Genomic DNA, 23,002 nt, shown 5'->3' on the forward strand with positions numbered 1-23,002 from the left:
TATTCGATGCGTTGCGCAGATTCGCGCGGAAGGCCGCAGGAAGCGGCTCTCGGCCCTTCCTGCGGTAGTTGGATGGATTACGGCGGGGAAAGAAAGGTTACAGCGCGTGAGGCATTTGCGAGACGGCGGCTTTGGCGAGCGGACGGAAAATCAGCCGCACGACTTGCGGTGTTTTTTCAGTGGCCGCGGGCAAATAAATCAGTCCGTTCGGTGAAACCTGATAAATGCCGGGTTCACGTTCTTCCATGCCGTCGAGAATGATTTCGCTGCCGGCTTCGAGCGTGCGCTGCCGATCGAATTCGGCATTCGAATCCAGATACTCGGCTGAAAACGTCGTCGCCGATTCGAGCTGCATCCAGCTCAGTTCGCGTCCGATCATCAGCGCGGTATCGAATTGCGAGCGCGGCAGCACGACCGAATAGAAGCCGTCGTAAGTCGCACGCGCCGAAACGTTCTGCGTCGCGCTTTCGTTGCCGCGCACGAAAAGCGCGGGCACGTCGAGCCGCCGGTACGACGTATCGTCGACGGTGAAGTCGAGCCGGTGACGGCGCAGCGCCATCAGGAAGATCGCCTGGTCGATGCCCGCATAGCGCATCTCCGACGGATAGCCCGTTCTGAAGCCCTTGCCGATGCTGCGCATATAGAACGGTCCGCGCTGACGCAGGCCCTTGATGCCGGCATCGACGTTGGCCACGTCGAACGCGATATCCGTGCCGACGTTCAGCTCGAACAGCGACTTCGCGCTGCGCGTGATCTCCTCGTGCTCCGGCAGATACACGAGCCGCGCCAGTTCGATGGCCGCCGTCACGCGCAGCCGTTCCGGCGTGAGTTCCGGCAGGTGAATGGCGGGCGTGGCTTCGACGTCGCGGATGAATCGCAGGCAGGATTCCTGGATGACCTTCGTCGTGTCGAGCTGCATGCTGCCCTTCTTGACGTCGGCGAGAATCGGCGTGCCGTCCTCTTCGTAGGCGATCACGCTGCCCGAGTTGACCGCGCACATCTGCTCGAAATCGCCGATATGCGCAATCAGCGTTTCGACGACGTTTTCCTCGGTCCAGCTCGAATCGATGAGCGCCTTGCGGTCGAGGTGCGAGCCCGGCGAATCGAGCGAGGCGAAGTATCGGCCGATGACTTCCACGTCGAAATGACGCTTGAAGACATCGCGGATGGCGTGCTGGATCGTGCCGTAATAACCGAGGTCCGCGAGCACGAGCGTATCGCCGCGCGCGAGGCCGACCGTGTTCTGCAAGTGGCGGAAGAGCCGCGCGCGCAGCGCGTTCGACTGCTGGATGATGATCTTCTGCGTCGCGCGCTCGGAAAGCAGCTTGCAGAATTCCTGCGCCGCATGCTTCGACTTCGTCGCGCGCGCGAGCACCTTCTTCTTCAGCTCGGGCGGCATCAGCATCTGATCGCAAATGACATGCAGCGGATGCGACGCCGCGTTCTTCACGAGATATCGCTGGATGCTCTCGGCGCTATCGAACGACACGGCGACCGCGGTGAAGCGGCTCAGATACACCGGCGCGCCCATCGATTCGTTCGACATGGCTTCGCACGCGAGCCGCACGAGATGGCCGTCGCGCATGAGAAACGCGAACTTGTGCGGCTTGCCGCTCGCGTTCAGTTCGCGATGCTCGCCGAGCACGAAGCGCGCGAACGCATAAATGATCGGCCCGAGCGCCCAATAACCGACGCGTTCGTCCGCGCTTTGCTCCACGGAAAGCTGTTGCGCCTTCATGCCGTGAAAGAGGCTCGGCGCGGCTTGCGTCGAGCGGATCGCGGGAAACAGAAGACGCGCCGCGATGAGCCGTTGCCGTTCCGCCTTCGCGGCTTCACCGTCGCGCTGCAAGAGATGGATACACCCGATGCCGAGCGACGCCGGCACGGCATAGTCGGCCACGGGGTTGTCGCCCGTATGCAGAATGTCCGACGGCGTCATGCCGAGCCGCGCCATGACTTTCGGCCACAGCCCGTTCGACTTGCCGAAGCCGAACGCGGACGAACAGAACACGTGATCGATCAGCGTTTCGAGTTCGGGCGCGGTCGCGTAGAGAATGCGGCGCAGTTGCGCTTCGTTGTAGTAAGTGTCGCTGACGATCGCCACGGCCAGGCCGCGCGCTTTCGCTTCGCGCATCAACGCGAGAACGGGTTCGAACGCGAAGCCGATCTCGATTTCCTTCTGGACTTCGCGCTCGGCCAGTTCGCGCACGATCAGCTCGTCGGCGCCCGGCGCGCATTGCGCGTAGATTTCTTCGAGCGAGGCTTCGGACGTGCGGTCCGTGAACGACCGGTTCGTGCGCGCGAGCGATTCGGCCTGCGCGCGCACGCGAGCGCCGATGCGATGCGCGACGAAGAGCGGATCCTCGGCGAGCGCGTAGTAGACGTCGCTCGGCTCGGCCACGCCGCGCCAGAAGATCGTGTCGAAACAGTCGAATGTGGCGATCTTGCGGCCGTCGAGTTTGGCGGACCACGCCGCCATCAGGTCTGCCGCCGGAATATTGCGGTCGCTCATGTTCAGGATGCTCCTCGGACGCCGATGCACTTCCGGTCCGGCGTCGATTGTTGTCGATTAGTGTCGGTTAATGTCGATTGGTGCCGGATCAGAGCGCGTGCACGCCGATCACGGTGAGATAGTTCGCGAGGCGGTTCTCTTCCACGCGCGCGAGCAGCGGATTGTTGTGATACGGCGCGAGAATCTGCGCGATCGCCTCGAGGCACGGATGCGTGCGCTCGATCAGCACGGCGAGGCCGAACACGAGCGGGATCACCGCGTACACATAGTCGGCGTCCGACTGCGCGATGAAGTCCTCGAGCGCGGTCAACACGCCATTGCGCGGGCCGCCTTCCTGGTCCGCGTAGGCGAACGAACCTTCCGGCGAGCCGAAGCCGCCGCGCACCTTGCCCGGATAGCCGAGCGTCACGCCATTGCCGTAGCTGTACGGCTGGCGGAATTCGGCGGGGATCGCATCCGGGTTGTAGTACTGGTCGCGGCGGCCGGCGGGCCAGCAGACATCGTGCATGAAGGCGAGCACCGGCTTGCCGTCGGCGTGCGAGCGCTCCTCGATCAGCCGCAGTTCGTGGAACACGGTGTACCAGTTGTGGTCGCCGTCGATGAACCACGCGTCCACATCGGCGATGCGGGGAATCGCGTCATGGCTCATCGCGCGCTGCAGTTCGATATGCGACGTGCTTTCGATCCACTCCGTGGCTTCCGGGCGCGGCATCGGGTCGATACAGGTGAGGGTGGCGTGGTGGGCTTCGGCCCAGTCGGACAGAATGCGGGTGTTGCCGCCGAATTCGAGACCGATTTCCGCGATCTTGCGGGGCGCGCAGATATCGAGAATCGGAACGGTGATCGGCGCGAACTCGGCCATCGAGTAGATCAGCAAATTGCTCATAAGCGGGGCCCTTCGGGCTTTGAGAGACTTTTTGGGACTGATGCGATGTTAGGGGAAGCCCTGCAAACGAAAGTCTCGAAAAGGGGCCGCTTTTCCCCTCAGTTTTCGCCTTAAGTTCGGCGCCTCCCTGCCGCCCGGCGCGGCCGGCGCGCGCCTGCAGCCGCGAAGGACCGCCTGTATCATCGTCGGGACGCATTTCCTCAACGGAGCGCACTCATGCAAACCCGCAGCATCGGCACATCGGATCTCAAGGTCGCGCCGCTCGTGTTCGGCGGCAACGTGTTCGGCTGGACCGCCGACGAGCGCACGTCGTTCTCCATCCTCGACGCCTTCGTCGATCACGGCCTCAATTTCGTCGATACCGCCGACGTCTACTCCGCCTGGGTCGACGGGCATCAGGGCGGCGAATCGGAAGCGATCATCGGCAAATGGTTCAAGGAAAGCGGCAAGCGCGACAAGATCGTGCTCGCCACCAAGGTCGGCATGCTCGGCTCGCGCGCGGGGCTCTCGGCGGCGAACATCGCGGCGGCCGTCGACGATTCGCTGCGGCGGCTCAAGACCGACTACATCGACGTCTATTTTTCGCATCTCGACGACGAGAAAACGCCGCTCGACGAGACGCTCGGCGCGTATCAGAAGCTCATCAAGGCGGGGAAGGTGCGGGTGATCGGCGCGTCGAATTACAAGGGCGCGCGGCTGGAAGAGGCGCTGAAAGTCGCGAAGGATTCGGGGCTGCCGGCGTATCAGATTCTTCAGCCGGAGTACAACCTGTACGACCGCGAAGGCTACGAGACGGATCTGGAACCGGTCGTCGAGAAGCACAAGATTGCCGTGGTCACGTATTTCAGTCTTGCAAGCGGCTTTCTGTCGGGCAAATACCGGTCGAAGGCGGACACGACGCAGGCGGCGCGCGGATCGCGCGTGGAGAAGTATCTGAATGACCGAGGGCTGAATATCGTCGATGCGCTCGTCGAAGTGGCCACGCGCAACAGCACGACGCCCGCGACGGTCGCGCTGGCGTGGATCATCGCGCGGCCGAGCGTGACCGCGCCGATCGCGAGCGCGACGTCGGTGAAGCAACTGGAGAGTCTCGCCGCCGCGACGCGGCTTCAGCTTTCCTCCGACGACATCGAGACCCTCGACGAAGCCAGCGCCTGGCAAAAATAAATCTGTTGCATCAAAGAGTTGGCGTGCTTCCAAGAGTTGGCAGGGGCGCGGTGTTCTGGTAACATCGCGCCCGAATCGAGAAATGTGCCCGATTTTTTGCCTTCGCCGCTGAAAATGACAATGTCAACCAGCCGTGGCGAACGGCTCAGAAATGCGCGTTCAGGAAACTCCCGCGAACACGCATGCCGCTCCCGCGGTCGAATCTCAACTCTCTCTTTTCCGGCCTCCGTGGCCGCTTTGCTCGTGTCCGCCGCGCTGCGCTTTGTTGTGCTGTGTCGTGTCCGGCGGACGATCGGAGTGCCGGCGCGCAGCGGATTTCCGTTGCGCACTTAGAAATACGTTTAGCAAACAGGATTTACATGACCACTATCGTCCTCAAAGAAAACGAGCCGTTCGACGTCGCCATTCGCCGCTTCCGCCGCACGATCGAAAAGAACGGCCTGATCGCGGAACTCCGCGAGCGCCAGTCCTACGAAAAGCCGACCACCGCACGCAAGCGCAAGAAGGCTGCGGCTGTTTCGCGTCTGCGCAAGCGTCTGCGTAGCCAGATGCTGCCGAAGAAGATGCACTAAAGCGTCTTCGTCCGGGCTGGAATTCAGGCCCGGAAAGGCAAAACGGCGGTGCGACCCGGAAAGGGCGCACCGCCGTTTTTCATTGTGCGTCGTAAATCTCCGATCGACGCGTCAGACGAACGCGTGCCGTCTGCCCAGCGCCGCGAGCAAATGCGGCCACTCGTCGACGCTGGCGTCGTCGTGAACCTGCTCCAGTTCGATCAGCAGGTCGATGACGTTCGGATCGTACGCATTCACATTCGACGCATACAGCGCGCGCAGCAGCTTGCCGTCCTGCGCATGCCGATAGTACGAAATGCCGACGCCTTCGAGATCCGTTTCGTAGACATCGTCCCTCACGAGCGATCCGATCGCGCACTTGCGGCCATGCGCGCTACGCAGCCGGCACGAGCCGTTGTCGTCTTCGGACACCGCGCGCTGCGCCAGCAAATGCTCGCAGACGCGTTCGTAGATGTCCTTCGGGCTCAGCATTCTGATAGGGCTCAACATACGGCACCCGCAGGCTTACGCAGCCGTTTTCAGAAGCTCGGCCGAGAGGCCGAATTGCCGTGCGATCGAAGTCAGGCGTTCGCGCCATTCCCATTTGCCGAAGACGTCGTGAACGTTCTGCAGGCAGGAGAGCAGCTCGACGGTGTTGGGATCGAACACGTTGATGCGCGCGCGCAGCAAGGCACGCTTGAGCGCCACGACGCCCACATCCATGTACGCCGGCACCGCCTCGGGCGGCTTGGCGATATAGCGGATGGGCACGCCTTCCATCGCCGTGACATAGTCGCGCGGCTTGATATAGCTGCCGACCGGGCAGCCGCCGCAGTATCCGCGGTAAGCGCCGCCGCCCTGGGGCAGCAAAGCCGCTTGCCCCTGCGCGAAAAGATGCTGTACCGCGTTGTTGAAAATCTCCTGATGCGTCAGGAAGTTCAAGCTTTTCATGATCTTTCTCCCCTGCGCCCCTGCGCAGCGGCCATGCGTTGAATTTCGAGCAACCTGCACCTGCGGCGTACGGGCGGCGCATTCGCCGTCCGCCAATGCTTCGAGCACGATGGTTTTCCCGGCCGTGGACACCGCGGCAACTTCGGGCGTCCTGTACTCGCGGCGGATCTCTCCACTCAGTGAACGATCCGCACACCGTTAGTTATAACGGCTCGGCTCGGTAAAAAGGTGCGGCAGCGCACGCGAGGACGCCATTTTTACACGACGCGCACGATCGTGCAGCGCCGCAGAAGTACCCCTTGCGCTTTACAGCGTGCGGTTTTGGCCTTGCTTCACCGCAATAAAAGTGCGTTCTATCAGGATTTTCCCTAGGTAACGCTGTTTTGCGCCTTGAACGTTGCCAAAAAGCAAAATTCTTCCGGACACGGCTCAACGCTCGGCCTTCGCCACCGTTTTCCGCTTGGTCTTTGGCTTTGCGCGCGACAGGCAGTCGGCCGCGTGGTCGTTGACCATGCCGGTTGCCTGCATGAAGGCGTAGCAGATGGTCGTGCCGACGAACTTGCAGCCGTATGTTTTCAGCGCGCGGCTCATGGCGTCGGATTCGGGCGTCGATGCCGGCGTGGGATGGCTCGCGTCGCGCGGGGTATCGATCGTCTTGTTGCCGACGAACGACCACACGAAGTCCGCGAACGAGCCGTGCTCGGCCTGGATGCGCTGCACGGCGCGCGCGTTGAGGACTGCGGACTGAATCTTCGCGCGGTTGCGCACGACCCGCGCGTCGCCGACGATCCGTTCCATGTCGGCCTCGGTGAAGCGCGCGACCTTGTCGATGTCGAAGCCCGCGAAGAGCGCGCGATAACCCTCGCGCTTGTTCAGGATGGTCGACCACGAAAGGCCCGCCTGCGCGCCTTCGAGCACGAGCATTTCGAACAGATGGCGGTCGTCGCGCGAAGGCACGCCCCACTCGGTGTCGTGGTAATGCGCCATGGCTTCGGTGGTGGCCCAGGCGCAGCGGGTCGGTGCGGTGTCGGTCATTGGGAATCCTCGTTTTTTTGATCGCGTCAGCATAGCCGAACGGCGATGCCGCGCCACCTCTGCCATTCGGCTAATTGGCGCGCCGCGCCCGCGCCGTTATGCTTCGGCCATGACTACACTTTCGCACACGGAATTCAACGGCTTTCTGCTCGGCGTCGATGGCGGCGGAAGCGGCACGCGCGTCGTTCTCGCGGACGCACAGGGCGTCGAACTGACGCGGGCGAGCGGCGGGCCATCGGGGCTCGGGTTGGGCGTCGAGCGGGCGTGGCGATCCATCGAAGACGCCTGTCGGCGCGCGTTCCACGCCGCCGCGCTTCCTTTCGACTGGCGCGCCTGCTCGCTCGGCTGCGGCCTGGCGGGCGTGAACAACGCGGATTGGCTCACGGCGTTCCTCGGCATGGCGCCGCCGGTTCACGCGCTTCGCGTGGAAAGCGACGCGTACACCACGGTCATCGGCGCGCACGCGGGCGAGGCCGGCGTGGTCGTCGCGCTGGGGACGGGCAGCATCGCGGCATCGCTCGACCGGGAAGGCGTGTGCCGCATCGCGGGCGGATACGGCTTCCCGAGCGGCGACGAAGCCAGCGGCGCGTGGCTCGGCCTGCGCGCGGTCGTGCATCTGCAACGCGTGCTCGACGGCCGCGCGCCCGCCGACGACTGGTCGCGCGCGCTGCTCGCGCTCACCGGCGCGACGGATCGCGATAGCCTCGTCGTCTGGCTGTGCGCGTCGAACCAGACGGCGTACGCAGCGCTCGCGCCGAGCGTCTTCGAGCACCGCGATCATCCTTTCGCGGCGCAATTGCTGGACGAAGCGGGGCGGGAAATAGAACGACTCGTCGCCGCGCTCGATCCGGCTGGCGCGCTGCCGGTCGCGCTTTGCGGCGGGCTCGCTGCGCCCTACGAACCGTTCGTGCCGATGCCGCTGCGCGAGCGCCTTCGCGAACCACGCGCCGATTCCGCGGCGGGCGCGCTGGAACTCGCGCGGCGGGCGGCGTCGGCGGCGCGCGGGTCCGCGACGAAGCCGCGATAAAATAGAGGGCTCCGCGCGCTCAAACAGGGCAGTCATGTATTCGGTCATTGCAACTGATCTCGACGGTACGCTTCTCAACAGCGACCACCAGCTCGACCCCTTCACCGCCGAAACGCTGCGCACGCTCGCATCGCGCGGCGTCCCGGTCATCATCGCGACGGGCCGGCATTATCGCGATGTCGCGGGCATCCGCGACCTGCTCGGCGTCGATGCTTACCTGATCACGTCGAACGGCGCGCGCGTGCATGCGCCCGGCGACGAACGCATCTATTCGCGCGATCTCGCGCCCGCCGCCGTGCGTCGTCTGGTGCAGCCGGACTTGGCGGGCGCGCACGGGCGCGTGATCGTCAACCTGTTCGCCGACGACGCCTGGCTCATCGACCGTCACGCGCCCGAACTGCTCGTGTTCCATCAGGATTCGGGCTTCAAGTACGAAGTAATGGACTTGCGCGAGCATGACGGCGAGAACATCGCGAAAGTGCTGTATATCGGCGAACCGGCGGACCTGAAGCACACCGCCGCGAATCTGGAGCGAGAATTCGGCGATTCGCTGTACGTCACGTATTCGCTGCCGGACTGTCTGGAAGTGATGACGTCGGACGTTTCGAAGGGCCGCGCGCTGCGCTACGTGCTGGAGCGGCTGGATATGGACCCGGCGCAGTGCGTCGCGTTCGGCGACAACATGAACGACATCGACTTGCTGGAAACGGCCGGGCATCCGTTCATGATGAACAACGCGAATCCCGACCTCATGACGCGGCTGCCGAACGTGCCGCGCATCGGCAACAACTTCGAGGCGGGCGTCGCGCATCAACTGCGCAAGCTCTTCGATATCCGCGACGAGATCGCCTCGCCGCGGTAGTTCGTCACGAAGCGGCCGGGGCTGGCCGCTTCATTTCACGAGACGCACTCAACCGCGATGGCCCCAGTTGTTCGGGCGACCATGATCCCAGCCCGCGTGGTTCCAGCGTCCGTCGTCGTGGCGATAATCACCGCGCCAGCGCGGTTCCTCGTGACGCCAGACCGGCGAGCGATACATCGGCGCAGCGGGACGCGCATACACGGGCGCGGGAGCCGCATAAACCGGCGAGCCGAGCGAAACGCCCACGCGAAGATCGGTATGAGCCTGAGCCGCTCCGACCACGCCGATGACAAGACCGGTTGCAACGAGCATTTGAGTGGCGATGCGCTTCATTGTGTTTCTCCTGGAAGGCGACGTCGTGTGTCGCATGAGTCCAATGTAAGCGCCCGCTGTCTTACACGCTTCGACGACTTGTTACTGTGTGCAAGCCGTGCGTAAGGGCGATGCCAACGGCCACTTATCCGCCAAAGCCCTATGCAGCGGGGCTTTGCCGATGACGGCCGCCAAGCGCGGCGAAAATAATAAGCAGGCTGCGTAATCGCGCATTACATCTGTCGCGCGCTTTTAATACGGCGCGCGCAATCCGTCGCCGGAAAAAGCAAAACGGGCGCACGAGGCGCCCGTTTTTGTCGACTGCGTGCAGCGGCTTATCGCGTGACGGCGCCGACTCCGCGCGTCTGGGACTCGGAAGTCAGCAGCGGATACAGCACGCCCGCGCTGATCGCGCCCACGATCGGCGCAATCCAGAACAGCCACAACTGATCCAGCGCCCAGCCGCCGACGAAGAACGCCTGGCTCGTCGAGCGCGCCGGGTTCACCGACGTGTTCGTGACCGGAATCGAGATCAGGTGGATCAGCGTCAGGCACAGGCCGATGGCGATCGGCGCGAAGCCCTTCGGCGCGCGGTCGTCGGTGGCGCCGAGGATCACGAACAGGAAGAAGAACGTCATCACGACTTCGCAGACGAGCGCGGCGAACATCGTGTATTGACCCGGCGAGTGGTCGCCGAAGCCGTTCGCCGCGAAGCCGCTCGCGACGAGATCGAAGCCGGGCGCGCCCGTCGCGATCAGCTTCAGCACGAACGCGCCGAGCGTCGCGCCGATCACCTGCGCGACGATGTACGGCGCGAGATCGCGCACGGGAAAGCGCCCCGCGACCGCGAGGCCGATGCTCACCGCCGGGTTCAGATGGCAGCCGGAGACGTGGCCGATGGCGTAAGCCATGGTGAGCACGGTGAGGCCGAAGGCGATCGAAACGCCCACCAGCCCGATGCCGACGTGAGGAAAGGCTGCTGCCAGAACGGCGCTTCCGCAACCGCCCAGCACCAGCCAGAAAGTACCGAAAATTTCAGCGCCGAGACGCTTCGACAATTGCATGATCCTGCCTCGTGAAAAGATGATCGACCATTGATTTGACGCAAGAAACCGGAGCGTTTCCGCGCAGCGCAGTTTAAGCGCGGCTCATTAGGTGAACTGTCAAAATTGGTCGATGGTCGCGCGTTTCACGGGCGGCGCAGGAAGGTTCGGATTTGTCTGTGTCGGCTGTCCGGAAAAGAAAAATGCCGCCTGACGAGGCGGCATTTCGGGGGCAAAGCAGGGCGAAGCGTTTAGCCGATCGCAACCTGACGCAAGACCGGGCGTTTCGCGGCCTGGAGCATCGCGGTGTAGGTATCGACATAGTTCTGCGCCATGGTCTTCGCGCTGAAGCGGCGTTCGAACTGCGCGCGGATTTCCGTGCGCGACAGCTCGTCGATCCGATGCAGCGCGCCCACCGCGCCCTGCACGTCCTCGCAGATGAAGCCGGTCACGCCGTGATCGATGACTTCCGGCACCGAACCGCGATTGAACGCGATCACCGGCGTTCCGCACGCCATCGCTTCGATCATCACGAGGCCGAACGGCTCGTTCCAGTCGATCGGGAACAGCAGCGCCTTCGCGCCCGACAGGAACTCCGGCTTCTGCACCTCGTTGATTTCGCCGATGAATTCGACGTGCGCCTGCGACAGCAGCGGCTCGATCGTCGACTTGAAATAGTCCTGATCGGCCTTGTCGACCTTGGCCGCGATCTTGAGCGGCAGGCCGCTTTGCGCCGCGATCTTGATGGCCAGGTCCGCGCGCTTTTCCGGGCAAATTCGGCCGAGGAACGCGAGATATTCCGGCTTCTTGTGCGGCTGCGGCGTGAGCAGGTCGTCCGGCAGGCCGTGATAGACCGTGTTCAGCCAGTTCGCCTGCGGCAGCGGGCCGCGCTGATTGTCCGAAATCGAGATGACGTTCGCCTTCGTGAAGGTATCGAAGATCGGCTGCAGTTCGGGCAGATCGAGACGGCCGTGCAGCGTGGTCACGAACGGCGTGTCGAGCTGCGAAAACAGCGGGAACGGCATGTAGTCGAGGTGAAAGTGCAGCACGTCGAACTCGTGCGCGCGGCGGCGAACCGTTTCGAGCAGCAACATGTGCGGCGCGAGCGCATCGCGGATGGTCGGGTCGAGGCGCAGCGCGCGCGGCCACGCGGCTTCGAGCGTCGCCTTGGTTTGCGAATCGCCGCTTGCGAACAAGGTCACATCGTGGCCGAGATCGACGAGCGCATCCGTCAGATAAGACACCACGCGCTCAGTGCCGCCGTAGAACTTCGGGGGAACTGCTTCGTGCAACGGTGCAATTTGTGCGATTCGCATAACGTGGTTCTCCAGTGTGGGCCGCGATCGGCGGTTTGCGCCTCTGGCCCTTGCAGAGCAGTGCCGGAGCGGCGCTTCTAACGTGACTCCGGGCCATGCAAAGCTTTCGTGTGGACATGCGGTGAAGCCGGTCGAACAGTCGACGCATGCCTTTCGGACGGGCGGCCGGCGCGAAGCGAGTGTGTTGCTTCAGGCTGCCCAGAATCGGTTCCGGCTCTCGACCGGGTTATCCCTTACGTTCATTATCGGGATCGAGAGCGGCATTTCACGTCATTTTTCAATCGCTTAACCTTGTTACAGCGCGAAACACCGACTGTTACGAAGTCAAAAATTGCACCGTTCGCGGCACCGGGAACGCAGATTGACCGCGCGACGCGAGCGGCGAGGCGTTCTTCAGCACGTATCGTTCCCGGTCCGCCGGCCTAAAGTCCGGGCGATTCCCGCCGATAAAGCCTTTGCCGACGCGCAATCAATTCGTGTCGTGTACGAATTTTTCCTACACGATTCCGGGCGAAATTCCGTCGGCGAGTCGGTGTGTCCGTCCGATAGGCGCGCGAGCCGCGCCGGGCGACAATCGGGCCGACACATTATGCGGGGCCGGATTCGCCGGTTTTTTTTGGCGCATTCGAGCAAACGTTTCCCGCGCGGCCTGACCAGCCACGAATCGACTCGGGGGAAAGATGACGGCCACGAAATTCGGCGATAGCGCACGCATGAGCGCAGCCACCGGCGCGCTCGCGGAAATTCGCGAGGTGAATTTGTCGTATTTGCTGCTCGCGCAAGCGATGCTTCGCGAGGACCGCGACACGGCGATGTCCCGGCTCGGCCTGTCCGAGCACGTCGCCGATGTCGTCGCGTCGCTCACGCCGGTGCAGGCGGTGAAAGTGGCGTCGTCGAGCCATCTGCTGTGCCGCTTCCGGTTCGACGACCACGCGATCCTTTCATCGCTCGCGGACAAGGGCAAGCGCGCCGCGCTCGCGCAGGCCGCCGACGCGGCTGTCGCGCAGATCGGCTAAAGCTGCGCCAAGCGGCTGCGATTTCTTCAGACGCGGCGTCCGTCCGCGTCCCAGGCGGTTCCGCGCCGCGCCATTGCGCCGCACGCGCGGCGGCCTCCCGCCCTCAAAGTTTTCCTCCCCCATGCCGTAAACATCCTTAACCGCGCGCTCACGCCGGTCATCCGCATCAATTTCGAGGACTCGCCCGTGCTGATTTTCGTTGGAACGCTCGTGACATTGCTGTCCGTTTTCGGCGGTTACGCGCTCGAAGGCGGCCACCTTGGCGCGCTCGTGCAGCCGGTCGAAATTCTGATGATCGCGGGCGCGGGCATCGGCGCGTTCATCCTCGGCAACGGCATCAAGACGATCAAGGCGACGCTGCTCGTCATTCCCACGCTGTTCAAAGGCTCCAAGTACAACAAGGACGTGTACATGGAACTGATGGGCCTGCTCTACGTTTTGCTCGCGAAAGCGCGCAAGGAAGGCACGCTCACGCTCGAAGCCGACATCGACGATCCGAACAAAAGCCCGATCTTCAGCCAGTATCCGAAGCTTCTCGCGGACCATCACATCGTCGAATTCCTCACAGACTATCTGCGCCTGATGGTCGGCGGCAACATGAACGCGTTCGAAATCGAAAGCCTGATGGACGAAGAGATCGAGACGCATCACGTCGAAGGCGAAGCGCCCGCGCAGGCGCTGCACAAGGTCGGCGACGCGATGCCCGCGTTCGGCATCGTCGCGGCGGTGATGGGCGTCGTGCATACGATGGCGTCCGCCGACCAGCCGCCCGCGATTCTCGGCGAGATGATCGCGCAGGCGCTCGTCGGCACGTTCCTCGGCATTCTCATTTCGTACGGCTTCATCGGGCCGCTCGCGAACATCGCGGAGCAGCGCGTCGCCGAGCAGACGAAGATGTTCCAGTGCATCAAGGTGACGATCCTCGCGAGCCTCAACGGTTACGCGCCCGCCATCGCCGTCGAATTCGGCCGCAAGGTGCTGTTCTCGACGGAGCGTCCGTCGTTCTCCGAACTCGAAGAGCACGTGCGCCGCGTGAAGGCGAAGTGACGGCATCATGAGCGAAAAAGACCGTCCGATCTTCATCAAGCGTGTTGTCGGCAAGGGTGCGAAAGGGCATCACGGCGGCGCGTGGAAGCTCGCCTACGCGGACTTCATGACCGCGATGATGGCGTTCTTCCTGCTGATGTGGCTGCTTTCGTCGACGTCGCCGGTGCAGCGGCGCGGCATCGCGGAGTATTTCAACATGCCGCTCAAGGCGGCGATGGTCGGCGGAAAAACCGTCGGCATGGATTCGAGCATCATCACGGGCGGCGGGCGCGATATTTCCAGCCCCGAGCCGGGCACCATGCGCATGAGCGACCGCACGCCGCGCACCGAACCCGACGACGAAGCGCTCAAGCAGGCCACCACCGAACTCGAACGCCGCGAACAGGTGCGGCTGCACGACCTGCAAGTGAAGCTGATGGCGGCGATCGAGGCGAACCCGACGTTGCAGCAGTTCAAGCAGCAGATTCGCATCGAATCGACGCAACAGGGCTTGCGCATCGAAATCGTCGATACACAAAAGCGCCCGATGTTCGCGCTCTCCAGCGACACCGTGCAGCCGTACATGCGCGACATCCTGCGCGAAATCGGCCGCACGCTGAACGACGTGCCGAACCGCATCGTCGTGCAGGGACACACCGACGCCGTGAAATACGCGGGCGGCGAGAAAGGCTATAGCAACTGGGAACTGTCGGCGGATCGCGCGAACGCGTCGCGGCGCGAACTGGTCGCGGGCGGCATGGACGAAGCGAAGGTGCTGCGCGTGCTCGGCCTCGCGTCGACACAGAACCTCAATCGCAAAGACCCGCTCGATCCCGAGAACCGGCGCATCAGCGTCATCGTGCTGAACCACAAGTCCGAAGCGGCCATGCTGCGCGACGACGGCGCGCCCGGCGCGGTGTTCGACAACGCGCCCGCGGATGCATCGACCGCGCCGGAAGCCGGCTCGCTCCTCAAAAAGCTCGCGCATTAAGCGAAATAGCTTCCAAAAACGCTCAAGACTGCGCACGTTTTGGCCGTCATCACGGCAAGACCGCGAGAGACACACATGATCAAGAACATTCTGGCAATCGACGATTCCGCCGCCATGCGGCAAATCCTCTCCGCCACGCTGACGACAGCGGGCTACGAGGTGACCGTGGCGTCGGACGGCGACGAAGGACTCGAATGGGCGCTCGCCGAGCGCTTCGATCTCGTGCTCACGGACCATCACATGCCGAAGAAGAGCGGGCTCGATCTGATCGTCGAATTGCGCGCGAATCCCGCGTACAAGGCGACGCCGATCCTCGTGCTCACGACCGAAGACGGCGAGCCGTTCAAGGACGCGGCGCGGACGGCGGGCGCGACGGGCTGGATCGAGAAACCGCTCGATCCGGACCTGCTGACGGAAGTGGTCGCGGCGATCGCGGAAGCGCAGGAACAAGAGCAGCACTGAAGCGGCAAAAGGCAGCGAAGAGCGGCAAAAAAGCGGCGGCGCAAAACAGAACACACACAGCATTCTCGCGGTGAACCAAGCATGACACTCGACATTACCCAGTTCTATCAAACCTTCTTCGACGAAGCCGATGAACTGCTCGCGCAGATGGAGCAACTGCTGCTCGTTCTGGATATCGCGAATCCCGATCCCGAGGACCTCGCGGCGATCTTCCGCGCGGCGCACTCGATCAAGGGCGGCGCGGCGACGTTCGGCTTCACGGCGCTCACCGAAACGACGCACATCCTCGAATCGCTGCTGGACCGCGCACGCAACAACGAACTCGTTTTGCGCCGCGACATGATCGACACGTTCCTCGCGACGAAAGACGTGCTCTCCGACCAGCTCGCCGCGTATCGCGCGAGCGCGGAGCCGGATGCAGCCGCCGCCGCCGCGATCTGCGCGAAGCTCGAACGGCTGAAGAACGAAGACGCGGGCGAAGCGGCCGAACCGGCGCCGGTACAAGCACAAGCACAAACGCAAGCGCAATTGCAAACCGCGCCGGCCTACGAAGGCCCGAACGCGCCGCCCGCGCACGTGCTCACGCAGGCGCTCGAAGCCATTGAAGACGATGGCAACTGGGACGGCGCTTTCGAGATCGCCGACGGCGCGAGCGAAGCCGCGAACGCAACGAACGCAGGAACCGCAGCCAGCGCACCGGCGGCGGAAGTTGGACCCCACCTGAAAATTACGCTACGGGGGGTGGGCGAGAAGGACCTGGCGACTTTGACCGAGGAGCTGGGGAACCTGGGCAGCATCGTCGGAGAAAAGAAGACGGACGCCGAACTCGTGCTTTGGCTCGATTCGGACGTCAGCGCCGACGACATCGTGGCTGTGTGCTGCTTCGTGATCGATGAATCGCAGATTGCGATCGGCCGGGGCGATGCGCAGGCCAGCGCGCCGGTACAACCGGAGCAACCGGAGGCATCGGAGCAACACACGCTACACGCACAGCCGGCCGTATCGCAGGCGCAGGACGCGCCCGCATCCGCGGCTCAGCACAAAGAAGAAGCGGCGAAGGCGGCGGCGCAAGTCGCTGCCGCCATCCCGTCATCCGCCGCGCAGAAGAGCGCATCGGGCGACGCCGAGAAGAAGGCGCGTCCGCAAGCGGCGGCATCGGCGGAAGGCAGCTCCATTCGCGTCGGCGTGGAGAAGGTCGATCAGCTCATCAACCTGGTGGGCGAACTCGTCATCACGCAGGCGATGCTCGCGGAAACCACGAGCGCGTTCGATCCCGCATTGCACGACCGTCTTTTCAACGGCATGGCGCAGCTCGAACGCAACGCGCGCGACCTGCAAGAAGCCGTCATGTCCATCCGCATGATGCCGATGGACTACGTTTTCAGCCGCTTCCCGCGACTCGTGCGCGACATTGCCGGCAAGCTCGGCAAGGAAGTGGAACTCGTCACGTTCGGTCAGGCGACCGAACTCGACAAGAGCCTGATCGAGCGCATCATCGATCCGCTCACGCACCTCGTGCGCAACTCGCTCGATCACGGCATCGAGACCGTGGAAACGCGCCGCGCGGCGGGCAAGCCCGCGACCGGGCAGCTCGTGCTGTCGGCGGCGCATCACGGCGGCAACATCGTCATTGAAGTGAGCGACGACGGCGCCGGCCTGCGCCGCGACAAGATTCTCGCGAAGGCGCAGAAGCAGGGCATGCAGGTTTCGGAATCGATGAGCGACGAAGAAGTCTGGCAACTCATCTTCATGCCGGGCTTCTCGACCGCCGAACAGGTGACGGACATTTCCGGACGCGGCGTCGGCATGGACGTGGTGAAGCGCAACATCCAGTCGATGGGCGGCCACGTCGAAATCATGTCGCGTCAGGGCGCGGGCACGACCACGAAGATCGTGTTGCCGCTCACGCTCGCGATTCTCGACGGCATGTCGGTGAAGGTCGGCAACGAGATCTTCATTCTGCCGCTCAACTTCGTGATGGAGTCGCTGCAACCCGCCGCCGACGACATCTACACGGTCGCCAACGGCGAGCGCGTGGTGCGCGTGCGCGGCGAATATCTGCCGCTCGTGGCGCTGCATTCCGTGTTCGACGTGGAAGGCGCGCGCACCGAGCCGACGCAGGGAATCATCACGATCCTGCAAACGGAAGGGCGGCGCATGGCCATGCTGATCGACGAACTCGTCGGCCAGCAGCAAGTGGTCGTGAAGAACCTCGAAACGAATTACCGCAAGGTGCACGGCATTTCCGCCGCGACCATCCTGGGCGACGGCAGCGTCGCGCTGATCGTCGACGTGGCCGCGCTCAACCGCGAATCGCGGGCGCAGCACTCGCATACCCATTAAACATATCGACCGACTTTGGGGATTCTCATGGCAGACATCCAATCGAATCAAGCAGCGTCTTCGCGCCGCGATGCACAGCACGCCGAAGCAGCCGGACAGGAATTCCTCGTGTTCACGCTGGGCGCTGAGGAATACGGCATCGACATTCTGAAGGTGCAGGAAATTCGCGGCTACGACAGCGTGACGCGCATCGCGAATGCGCCCGCGTTCATCAAGGGCGTGATCAATCTGCGCGGCATCATCGTGCCGATCGTCGATATGCGCATCAAGTTCAACCTCGGCCGCGTCGAATACGACAACCAGACGGTCGTCATCATCCTGAACGTCGCGCATCGCGTGGTCGGCATGGTGGTGGACGGCGTGTCGGACGTGCTCACGCTCACGCAGGAACAGGTGATGCCCGCGCCCGAATTCGGCGCGACGCTCACGTCGGAATATCTGACCGGCTTAGGCACGGTGGATGGCCGCATGCTGATCCTGATGGATATCGAAAAGCTCATGACCAGCCGCGAGATGGAGTTGATCGACTCCGTCGCCGCTTAAAGCAAGCAAGAAAGCACGCAAGCGCTCGCACGCATCGCGGGCCAAGGAAGAAAGCCATGCTCAAGAAGTTGTCGATCCGCACGACGCTCACGCTCGTCGGTCTGTTGTTCGTCGGTTGCGCGGCCGTCATCGGCGCGCTCTCGCTCGTCGGCCTGAATACCGCGAGCGCCTCGCTCGCGTCGCTTGCCGACGAAGACATGGTCGCGATGCGCGCGCTCTCGGAGACGTCGTCGTATCTGCTGCGCGCGCGCGTCACGCTGGATCGCGTGCGTTCGCTCGACGAAGCGGGCAACGAAGCGGAAGCGAAGAAGGCGCTGGAGCGCGGCCGTTTCCTGCTCGGCAAGAGCGAGGAGAACTGGAAGCTCTATCTGAACACGAACAAGCCGATGCTGCCGAAAGAGACGCTCGATGCGCTCGTCGCGCAGCACGACGCGCTCGTGAAGACCGGCGTCGAGCCCGAGTTCACCGCGATCGCCGCGAACGACATGGCCGCGTATCACGCTATCGCCGACACGAAGATCAGCCCGATGTTCGTCGCGTTCGATCAGGCGGTCACGGCGGCGGTGGCGTTCCAGCAGAAGCACGCGGAAGATTCGCGCGCGAATGCGTCGTCGCAGAACGGGACGCTCCTCATGGTCATCGGCGGGCTGCTCGGCTTGTCGGTGCTGATCCTGATCGGCACGCGCTTCGCACTCGGCGCGCTCGTCGTCAATCCGATCAACGAAGCCGTGGATCACTTCGAGCGCATTTCGCGCGGCGATCTCACGAAGTCCGCGCATTCGGACAGCAAGAACGAGATCGGGCGTCTTTTCGAAGGCATCGAACGCATGCGCTCGAATCTCACGACGATGGTCGGCGCGGTGCATCGCGGCGCGGAATCGATCGATGGGGGCGCGCATGAAATCGCGAGCGGCAACACGGACCTGTCGCAGCGCACGGAAGAACAGGCGGCGTCGCTGCAGGAAACGGCGTCGAGCATGGAAGAACTCACGAGCACGGTGAAGCAGAACGCGGACAACGCGCGTCAGGCGAGCCAGCTTGCGGTGAACGCGTCGGATATCGCGTCGCGCGGCGGCCAGGTCGTCGAGCAGGTCGTCGACACGATGAACGCGATCGCATCGAGTTCGAGCAAGGTCGTGGACATCATCGGCGTGATCGAAGGCATCGCGTTCCAGACGAACATTCTCGCGCTCAACGCGGCCGTGGAAGCGGCGCGTGCCGGCGAGGAGGGCCGCGGCTTCGCGGTCGTCGCGGGCGAAGTGCGCTCGCTCGCGCAACGCAGCGCGGCGGCGGCGAAGGAAATCAAGGCGCTCATCGGCGATTCGGCCGACAAGGTGCAAAGCGGCTCGGAACTCGTGACCCGCGCCGGTGAAACCATGGGCGAGATCGTGCAGGCCGTGCGCCGCGTGACCGACATCATGGGCGAGATCAGCGCGGCTTCCGAAGAGCAGTCCGACGGCATCGAGCAGGTGAATCGCGCCGTCACGCAGATGGACAGCGTGACGCAGCAGAACGCGGCGCTCGTCGAAGAAGCGGCGGCAGCGGCGGCATCGCTCGAAGAGCAGACGCGTCAGTTGAAGGACGTCGTGGGGCAATGGCGCGTCGACAACACGTCGATGACAACCGCGCGCCCGAGCGCATCGGTGGCGGCGGCGCGGCTTGCGCCTGCGGCGCCTGTCAAGCCTGCCGCGTCTTCGGTCGCGAAGGAAACGCGCATCGAGCCGGTGTCGATGGCTTCGTCGTCGGCTTCGTCGGTGTCGGTTCCTGCCGCGAAGCCGGTGAAAGCGCCGGTCGTCGCAAAAGTTTCGCAAGAGCCTAACGTCGCGCCGGAAATGGCCGTTATCAAGGATAAGAGCCGCGATGCAAGCAAGCCCGCAAGCGTCGCGAAACCCGCACCGCGAGCAAGCGCGCCGGCCGCAGCCGCCGCGCCGCGCGCCAGGGCCACCACCGCCGATGACGGCGACTGGGAAACCTTCTAAGCATCACGGCTCGACACGGCCACGCGCGCAACGCCGCGTGGCCAGCAGTTGGCAAAACCCGGCGCACGGTGAAGAGTCGAGCGTCAAGCAAGCGTCGGCGACGGCGCCAGTAAAGCACGAGACATCATCATGGCAACGCCGAACGCACAGAAGGCACGCGTCGAACTCGCCGGAGGCGTACGCGGCCCGGAAGTGGAGCGCGACTTCGAATTCACCGTGGCGGACTTCGCCCGCATCCGCGAGCTGATTCATCGCCGCGCGGGCATCTCCCTGTCGGACCACAAGCGCGACATGGCCTACAGCCGGCTCGCCCGGCGCCTGCGCGCATGCGGTCTCGACACGTTCAAGTCGTACCTCGACCGCCTCGAATCGAACGACGAAAGCGCCGAATGGGAAGCCTTCGTCAACGCGCTGACCACCAACCTCACCGCGTTCTTCCGCGAGTCGCATCACTTTCCGATTCTCGCGGACTTCGCGAAGCGCCGTCAGCAGCCGGTGTCGGTGTGGTGCTCGGCGGCATCGACGGGTGAAGAGCCGTATTCGATCGCGATGACGCTCGTCGAAGCGCTCGGCGAGCAGGCCGCGCGCCACTGCACGGTGTTCGCCAGCGACATCGACAGCCAGGTGCTCGCCAAGGCCGACGCCGGCGTGTATTCGCTCGATCAGGTCAAGTCGATGCCGGTGGAACGCCTCAAGCGCTTCTTCCTGAAGGGCAAGGGCGCGCAAACCGGCCTCGTGAAAGTGCGCCCCGAATTGCGCGCGATGGTGAACTTCGGCCGCGTCAACCTGACCGATGCGCGCTACGACGTGAAAGGCCCGTTCGACGCCATCTTCTGCCGCAACGTGATGATCTACTTCGACAAGCCGACGCAAGGGCAAGTGCTCTCGCGCTTCGAGCCGCTGATGAAGTCGGGCGGCTTGCTGTTCGCGGGCCATTCGGAGAACTTCACGTATGTGTCGCAGGCGTTCAGGCTGCGCGGACAGACGGTCTACGAACTGACGCGCGACACGAAGCCGGCCGCCGCCAAGCCCGCGCGCGCGCTGGCTGGAGAACCGGCATGAGCGGACTGCCGATCGCGTCGAACCTGTATTTCGACAATCATTTTCAGAAGCCCGGCGTGAAGCTCCTGCCGAACGAGTTCTACATGACGAGCGAAGACATGGTGCTCGTGACGGTGCTCGGCTCGTGCGTGGCGGCGTGCATCAACGACCGCACGGCGGGCATCGGCGGAATGAATCACTTCATGCTGCCCGACGACGGTTCCGATCCGTCGCACGCATCGTCGGATTCCATGCGCTACGGCGCATACGCGATGGAAGTGCTCATCAACGAACTCATCAAGCGCGGCGGACGGCGCGAGCGTTTCGAAGCGAAGGTCTTCGGCGGCGGCGCGGTGCTCGCGGGCATGACGACGATCAACATCGGCGATCGCAACTCGGAGTTCGTGCGGCGCTATCTGGCGCTGGAAAAGATTCGCATCGTCGCCGAGGACTTGCAGGGCATGTATCCGCGCAAGGTCGCGTTCATGCCGCGCACCGGCCAGGTGATGGTCAAGAAGCTCAAGACGCAGCACGATCCGGTCGTCGTGGAACGCGAGCAGGCGCTCGTCAAGCGTACGCCGGAAGAGCGCGCCGACCGCCTCGCGCGGGCGCGTGCACGCGTCGAGTTGTTCAATGTCGATCGCGCGAAGGCCACGGGCCAGGCGGCGGTCAAGCCGCGCGTCGAGCTTTTCGGTGCGTCGGGCGCTGTGAATGCAAGTGCGACGGCGGCGCGCAAGCCGCGCGTCGAGCTGTTCGGCGCATCCGGTGCGCTGCGCGGCATCAAGGCGGCGGAGGAAGCATGAGCGCTTTATCAAACGCAACGAACGCAACGAACGCAACGAAGATCAAGGTGCTGTGCGTCGACGATTCGGCGCTCGTGCGCAGCCTGATGACCGAAATCGTCAACTCGCAGCCCGACATGCACGTGTGCGCGACCGCGCCCGATCCGCTCGTCGCGCGTGAGCTGATCAAGCAGCACAACCCGGACGTACTGACGCTCGACGTCGAGATGCCGCGCATGGACGGCCTCGATTTCCTCGAAAAGCTGATGCGTCTGCGGCCGATGCCGGTCGTGATGGTGTCGTCGCTGACGGAACGCGGCAACGAAATCACGTTGCGCGCGCTGGAACTCGGCGCGGTGGACTTCGTGACGAAGCCGAAAGTCGGCATTCGCGACGGGATGCTCGATTACGCCGAAAAGCTCGCCGACAAAGTGCGCGCGGCGTCGCGGGCGCGCGTGCGGCAAACGACGCATGCGGCCGTGGCATCCGCGCATGCCGCGCCCAAAGCCGCGCCGAATTTCAACAATCCGCTGCTTTCGACGGAAAAGCTCGTGATCGTCGGCGCATCGACGGGCGGCACGGAAGCGATCCGCGAAGTGCTCGTGCCGCTGCCGCCGGATGCGCCCGCCGTGCTGATCGCGCAGCACATGCCGCCCGGCTTCACGAAGTCGTTCGCGCAGCGCCTGAACGGGCTGTGCCGCATCACGGTGAAGGAAGCGGAGCACGGCGAGCGCGTGCTGCCGGGCCACGCATACATCGCGCCGGGCCACTCGCATCTCGTGCTCGCGCGAAGCGGGGCGAACTACGTCGCGCACCTTTCCGATGCCGCGCCGGTGAACCGGCATCGTCCTTCGGTGGATGTGCTGTTCCGCTCGGCCGCGCAGCACGCGGGCAAGAACGCGATCGGCGTGATCCTGACGGGCATGGGCCGCGACGGCGCGGCGGGGCTGCTTGAAATGCAGCAGGCGGGCGCATACACGCTCGCGCAGGACGAAGCGAGTTGCGTGGTGTTCGGCATGCCGCGCGAAGCGATTGCAATGGGCGGCGCGAGCGAAATCGCGCCGCTGTCTGAAATGAGCCGCCGCGTGATGGCGCGGCTGGCGTCGATGGGCGACCGCGTACAGCGCGTCTGATTTTTTCGATTGTTTGTGCGGCGT

Annotated in this window: 22 protein-coding genes; 14 read left to right on the top strand and 8 right to left on the bottom strand. The window is 64.0% G+C overall.

Annotated features, from left to right (window positions below):
* Nucleotides 1–97: 97 nt before the first annotated feature.
* Together NCR39_RS00425 and NCR39_RS00430 are read right to left on the bottom strand one after the other, a co-directional pair.
* On the bottom strand, nt 98–2,512 hold the full coding sequence (locus NCR39_RS00425; RefSeq protein ID WP_250450066.1) for an HAD family hydrolase: 2,415 nt from the start codon (nt 2,510–2,512) through the stop codon (nt 98–100).
* Between the two features lie 88 nt (nt 2,513–2,600).
* The gene (locus NCR39_RS00430) at nt 2,601–3,398 is read right to left on the bottom strand and encodes a class I SAM-dependent methyltransferase (protein WP_250450067.1); all 798 of its coding nucleotides are present in this window, start codon (nt 3,396–3,398) and stop codon (nt 2,601–2,603) included.
* Nucleotides 3,399–3,614: 216 nt separating this feature from the next.
* Here NCR39_RS00430 and NCR39_RS00435 point away from each other — a divergent pair, with 216 nt between their 5' ends.
* Nucleotides 3,615–4,565: an aldo/keto reductase gene (locus NCR39_RS00435; RefSeq protein ID WP_250450068.1), complete on the top strand. Its 951-nt coding sequence runs from the start codon at nt 3,615–3,617 to the stop codon at nt 4,563–4,565.
* 359 nt (nt 4,566–4,924) lie between these two features.
* Complete coding sequence (gene rpsU / locus NCR39_RS00440; protein WP_035942296.1) at nt 4,925–5,137, top strand: 30S ribosomal protein S21; 213 nt, start codon at nt 4,925–4,927, stop codon at nt 5,135–5,137.
* A 111-nt stretch (nt 5,138–5,248) separates the two neighbouring features.
* Here the strand turns inward: rpsU and NCR39_RS00445 are convergent, their stop codons facing one another.
* From NCR39_RS00445 to NCR39_RS00455, 3 genes are all read right to left on the bottom strand, one after another.
* Nucleotides 5,249–5,608: a hypothetical protein gene (locus tag NCR39_RS00445; protein WP_250450069.1), complete on the bottom strand. Its 360-nt coding sequence runs from the start codon at nt 5,606–5,608 to the stop codon at nt 5,249–5,251.
* A gap of 33 nt (nt 5,609–5,641) precedes the next feature.
* A complete protein-coding gene (locus NCR39_RS00450) occupies nt 5,642–6,067 on the bottom strand; it encodes a hypothetical protein (RefSeq protein ID WP_250451417.1) in 426 nt (141 codons plus the stop codon).
* 429 nt (nt 6,068–6,496) lie between these two features.
* On the bottom strand, nt 6,497–7,102 hold the full coding sequence (locus NCR39_RS00455) for a DNA-3-methyladenine glycosylase I (RefSeq protein WP_250450070.1): 606 nt from the start codon (nt 7,100–7,102) through the stop codon (nt 6,497–6,499).
* A gap of 109 nt (nt 7,103–7,211) precedes the next feature.
* On the opposite strand from NCR39_RS00455, the gene NCR39_RS00460 reads away from it, so the two are divergent.
* Together NCR39_RS00460 and NCR39_RS00465 are read left to right on the top strand one after the other, a co-directional pair.
* A complete protein-coding gene (locus NCR39_RS00460) occupies nt 7,212–8,129 on the top strand; it encodes a glucosamine kinase nucleotide-binding domain-containing protein (protein ID WP_250450071.1) in 918 nt (305 codons plus the stop codon).
* Between the two features lie 34 nt (nt 8,130–8,163).
* Nucleotides 8,164–8,991 carry a Cof-type HAD-IIB family hydrolase gene (locus tag NCR39_RS00465; RefSeq protein ID WP_250450072.1) on the top strand — a complete coding sequence of 276 codons (828 nt, stop codon included), beginning with the start codon at nt 8,164–8,166 and terminating at the stop codon, nt 8,989–8,991.
* Nucleotides 8,992–9,039: 48 nt separating this feature from the next.
* On the opposite strand, the gene NCR39_RS00470 is transcribed toward NCR39_RS00465, so the two are convergent.
* The 3 genes from NCR39_RS00470 to NCR39_RS00480 all read right to left on the bottom strand — a co-directional run bounded on the left by NCR39_RS00470 (nt 9,040) and on the right by NCR39_RS00480 (nt 11,662).
* A complete protein-coding gene (locus NCR39_RS00470) occupies nt 9,040–9,324 on the bottom strand; it encodes a hypothetical protein (RefSeq protein WP_250450073.1) in 285 nt (94 codons plus the stop codon).
* 314 nt (nt 9,325–9,638) lie between these two features.
* Nucleotides 9,639–10,367 (bottom strand): aquaporin Z, encoded by a 729-nt coding sequence (gene aqpZ / locus NCR39_RS00475; RefSeq protein WP_250450074.1) that lies wholly within the window; start codon nt 10,365–10,367, stop codon nt 9,639–9,641.
* A 230-nt stretch (nt 10,368–10,597) separates the two neighbouring features.
* A complete protein-coding gene (locus NCR39_RS00480) occupies nt 10,598–11,662 on the bottom strand; it encodes a glycosyltransferase family 4 protein (protein ID WP_250450076.1) in 1,065 nt (354 codons plus the stop codon).
* A 713-nt stretch (nt 11,663–12,375) separates the two neighbouring features.
* On the opposite strand from NCR39_RS00480, the gene flhD reads away from it, so the two are divergent.
* The 10 genes from flhD (at nt 12,376) to NCR39_RS00530 (ending at nt 22,978) form a co-directional block, all read left to right on the top strand.
* On the top strand, nt 12,376–12,678 hold the full coding sequence (gene flhD, locus NCR39_RS00485) for a flagellar transcriptional regulator FlhD (RefSeq protein ID WP_250450078.1): 303 nt from the start codon (nt 12,376–12,378) through the stop codon (nt 12,676–12,678).
* Nucleotides 12,679–12,864: 186 nt separating this feature from the next.
* Nucleotides 12,865–13,725: a flagellar motor stator protein MotA gene (motA, locus tag NCR39_RS00490; RefSeq protein WP_250450080.1), complete on the top strand. Its 861-nt coding sequence runs from the start codon at nt 12,865–12,867 to the stop codon at nt 13,723–13,725.
* Between the two features lie 7 nt (nt 13,726–13,732).
* On the top strand, nt 13,733–14,695 hold the full coding sequence (gene motB, locus NCR39_RS00495) for a flagellar motor protein MotB (protein ID WP_250450081.1): 963 nt from the start codon (nt 13,733–13,735) through the stop codon (nt 14,693–14,695).
* 75 nt (nt 14,696–14,770) lie between these two features.
* Nucleotides 14,771–15,157 (top strand): response regulator, encoded by a 387-nt coding sequence (locus NCR39_RS00500; RefSeq protein ID WP_250450082.1) that lies wholly within the window; start codon nt 14,771–14,773, stop codon nt 15,155–15,157.
* An 81-nt stretch (nt 15,158–15,238) separates the two neighbouring features.
* The gene (gene cheA, locus NCR39_RS00505; RefSeq protein ID WP_250450083.1) at nt 15,239–17,500 is read left to right on the top strand and encodes a chemotaxis protein CheA; all 2,262 of its coding nucleotides are present in this window, start codon (nt 15,239–15,241) and stop codon (nt 17,498–17,500) included.
* Nucleotides 17,501–17,527: 27 nt separating this feature from the next.
* On the top strand, nt 17,528–18,043 hold the full coding sequence (cheW, locus tag NCR39_RS00510) for a chemotaxis protein CheW (protein ID WP_250450084.1): 516 nt from the start codon (nt 17,528–17,530) through the stop codon (nt 18,041–18,043).
* 56 nt (nt 18,044–18,099) lie between these two features.
* Nucleotides 18,100–20,022 carry a methyl-accepting chemotaxis protein gene (locus NCR39_RS00515; protein ID WP_250450085.1) on the top strand — a complete coding sequence of 641 codons (1,923 nt, stop codon included), beginning with the start codon at nt 18,100–18,102 and terminating at the stop codon, nt 20,020–20,022.
* A gap of 129 nt (nt 20,023–20,151) precedes the next feature.
* The gene (locus NCR39_RS00520; protein WP_284507063.1) at nt 20,152–21,084 is read left to right on the top strand and encodes a CheR family methyltransferase; all 933 of its coding nucleotides are present in this window, start codon (nt 20,152–20,154) and stop codon (nt 21,082–21,084) included.
* A complete protein-coding gene (gene cheD / locus NCR39_RS00525; RefSeq protein ID WP_250450086.1) occupies nt 21,081–21,866 on the top strand; it encodes a chemoreceptor glutamine deamidase CheD in 786 nt (261 codons plus the stop codon). Before NCR39_RS00520 ends, cheD begins: the two co-directional genes overlap by 4 nt.
* Entirely contained in the window at nt 21,863–22,978 is a 1,116-nt protein-coding gene (locus NCR39_RS00530) for a protein-glutamate methylesterase/protein-glutamine glutaminase (protein WP_250450087.1), read from the top strand. Before cheD ends, NCR39_RS00530 begins: the two co-directional genes overlap by 4 nt.
* Nucleotides 22,979–23,002: the final 24 nt, after the last annotated feature.

Origin of the sequence: Caballeronia sp. ATUFL_M2_KS44 (genome assembly GCF_023630965.1) — a bacterium.
Classification (GTDB): domain Bacteria; phylum Pseudomonadota; class Gammaproteobacteria; order Burkholderiales; family Burkholderiaceae; genus Caballeronia; species Caballeronia concitans.

Bases quoted from the DNA above. Each gene is read 5' to 3' on its own strand.
- cheD (WP_250450086.1), top strand. From the start codon at position 21,081: ATGAGCGGACTGCCGATCGCGTCGAACCTGTATTTCGACAATCATTTT.
- NCR39_RS00455 (WP_250450070.1), bottom strand. From the start codon at position 7,102: ATGACCGACACCGCACCGACCCGCTGCGCCTGGGCCACCACCGAAGCC.
- NCR39_RS00480 (WP_250450076.1), bottom strand. From the start codon at position 11,662: ATGCGAATCGCACAAATTGCACCGTTGCACGAAGCAGTTCCCCCGAAG.
- NCR39_RS00435 (WP_250450068.1), top strand. From the start codon at position 3,615: ATGCAAACCCGCAGCATCGGCACATCGGATCTCAAGGTCGCGCCGCTC.
- NCR39_RS00425 (WP_250450066.1), bottom strand. From the start codon at position 2,512: ATGAGCGACCGCAATATTCCGGCGGCAGACCTGATGGCGGCGTGGTCC.
- flhD (WP_250450078.1), top strand. From the start codon at position 12,376: ATGAGCGCAGCCACCGGCGCGCTCGCGGAAATTCGCGAGGTGAATTTG.
- motB (WP_250450081.1), top strand. From the start codon at position 13,733: ATGAGCGAAAAAGACCGTCCGATCTTCATCAAGCGTGTTGTCGGCAAG.
- NCR39_RS00465 (WP_250450072.1), top strand. From the start codon at position 8,164: ATGTATTCGGTCATTGCAACTGATCTCGACGGTACGCTTCTCAACAGC.
- NCR39_RS00450 (WP_250451417.1), bottom strand. From the start codon at position 6,067: ATGAAAAGCTTGAACTTCCTGACGCATCAGGAGATTTTCAACAACGCG.
- cheW (WP_250450084.1), top strand. From the start codon at position 17,528: ATGGCAGACATCCAATCGAATCAAGCAGCGTCTTCGCGCCGCGATGCA.
- NCR39_RS00515 (WP_250450085.1), top strand. From the start codon at position 18,100: ATGCTCAAGAAGTTGTCGATCCGCACGACGCTCACGCTCGTCGGTCTG.
- NCR39_RS00530 (WP_250450087.1), top strand. From the start codon at position 21,863: ATGAGCGCTTTATCAAACGCAACGAACGCAACGAACGCAACGAAGATC.
- rpsU (WP_035942296.1), top strand. From the start codon at position 4,925: ATGACCACTATCGTCCTCAAAGAAAACGAGCCGTTCGACGTCGCCATT.
- NCR39_RS00430 (WP_250450067.1), bottom strand. From the start codon at position 3,398: ATGAGCAATTTGCTGATCTACTCGATGGCCGAGTTCGCGCCGATCACC.
- cheA (WP_250450083.1), top strand. From the start codon at position 15,239: ATGACACTCGACATTACCCAGTTCTATCAAACCTTCTTCGACGAAGCC.
- NCR39_RS00445 (WP_250450069.1), bottom strand. From the start codon at position 5,608: ATGCTGAGCCCGAAGGACATCTACGAACGCGTCTGCGAGCATTTGCTG.
- NCR39_RS00520 (WP_284507063.1), top strand. From the start codon at position 20,152: ATGGCAACGCCGAACGCACAGAAGGCACGCGTCGAACTCGCCGGAGGC.
- aqpZ (WP_250450074.1), bottom strand. From the start codon at position 10,367: ATGCAATTGTCGAAGCGTCTCGGCGCTGAAATTTTCGGTACTTTCTGG.
- NCR39_RS00500 (WP_250450082.1), top strand. From the start codon at position 14,771: ATGATCAAGAACATTCTGGCAATCGACGATTCCGCCGCCATGCGGCAA.
- NCR39_RS00460 (WP_250450071.1), top strand. From the start codon at position 7,212: ATGACTACACTTTCGCACACGGAATTCAACGGCTTTCTGCTCGGCGTC.
- NCR39_RS00470 (WP_250450073.1), bottom strand. From the start codon at position 9,324: ATGAAGCGCATCGCCACTCAAATGCTCGTTGCAACCGGTCTTGTCATC.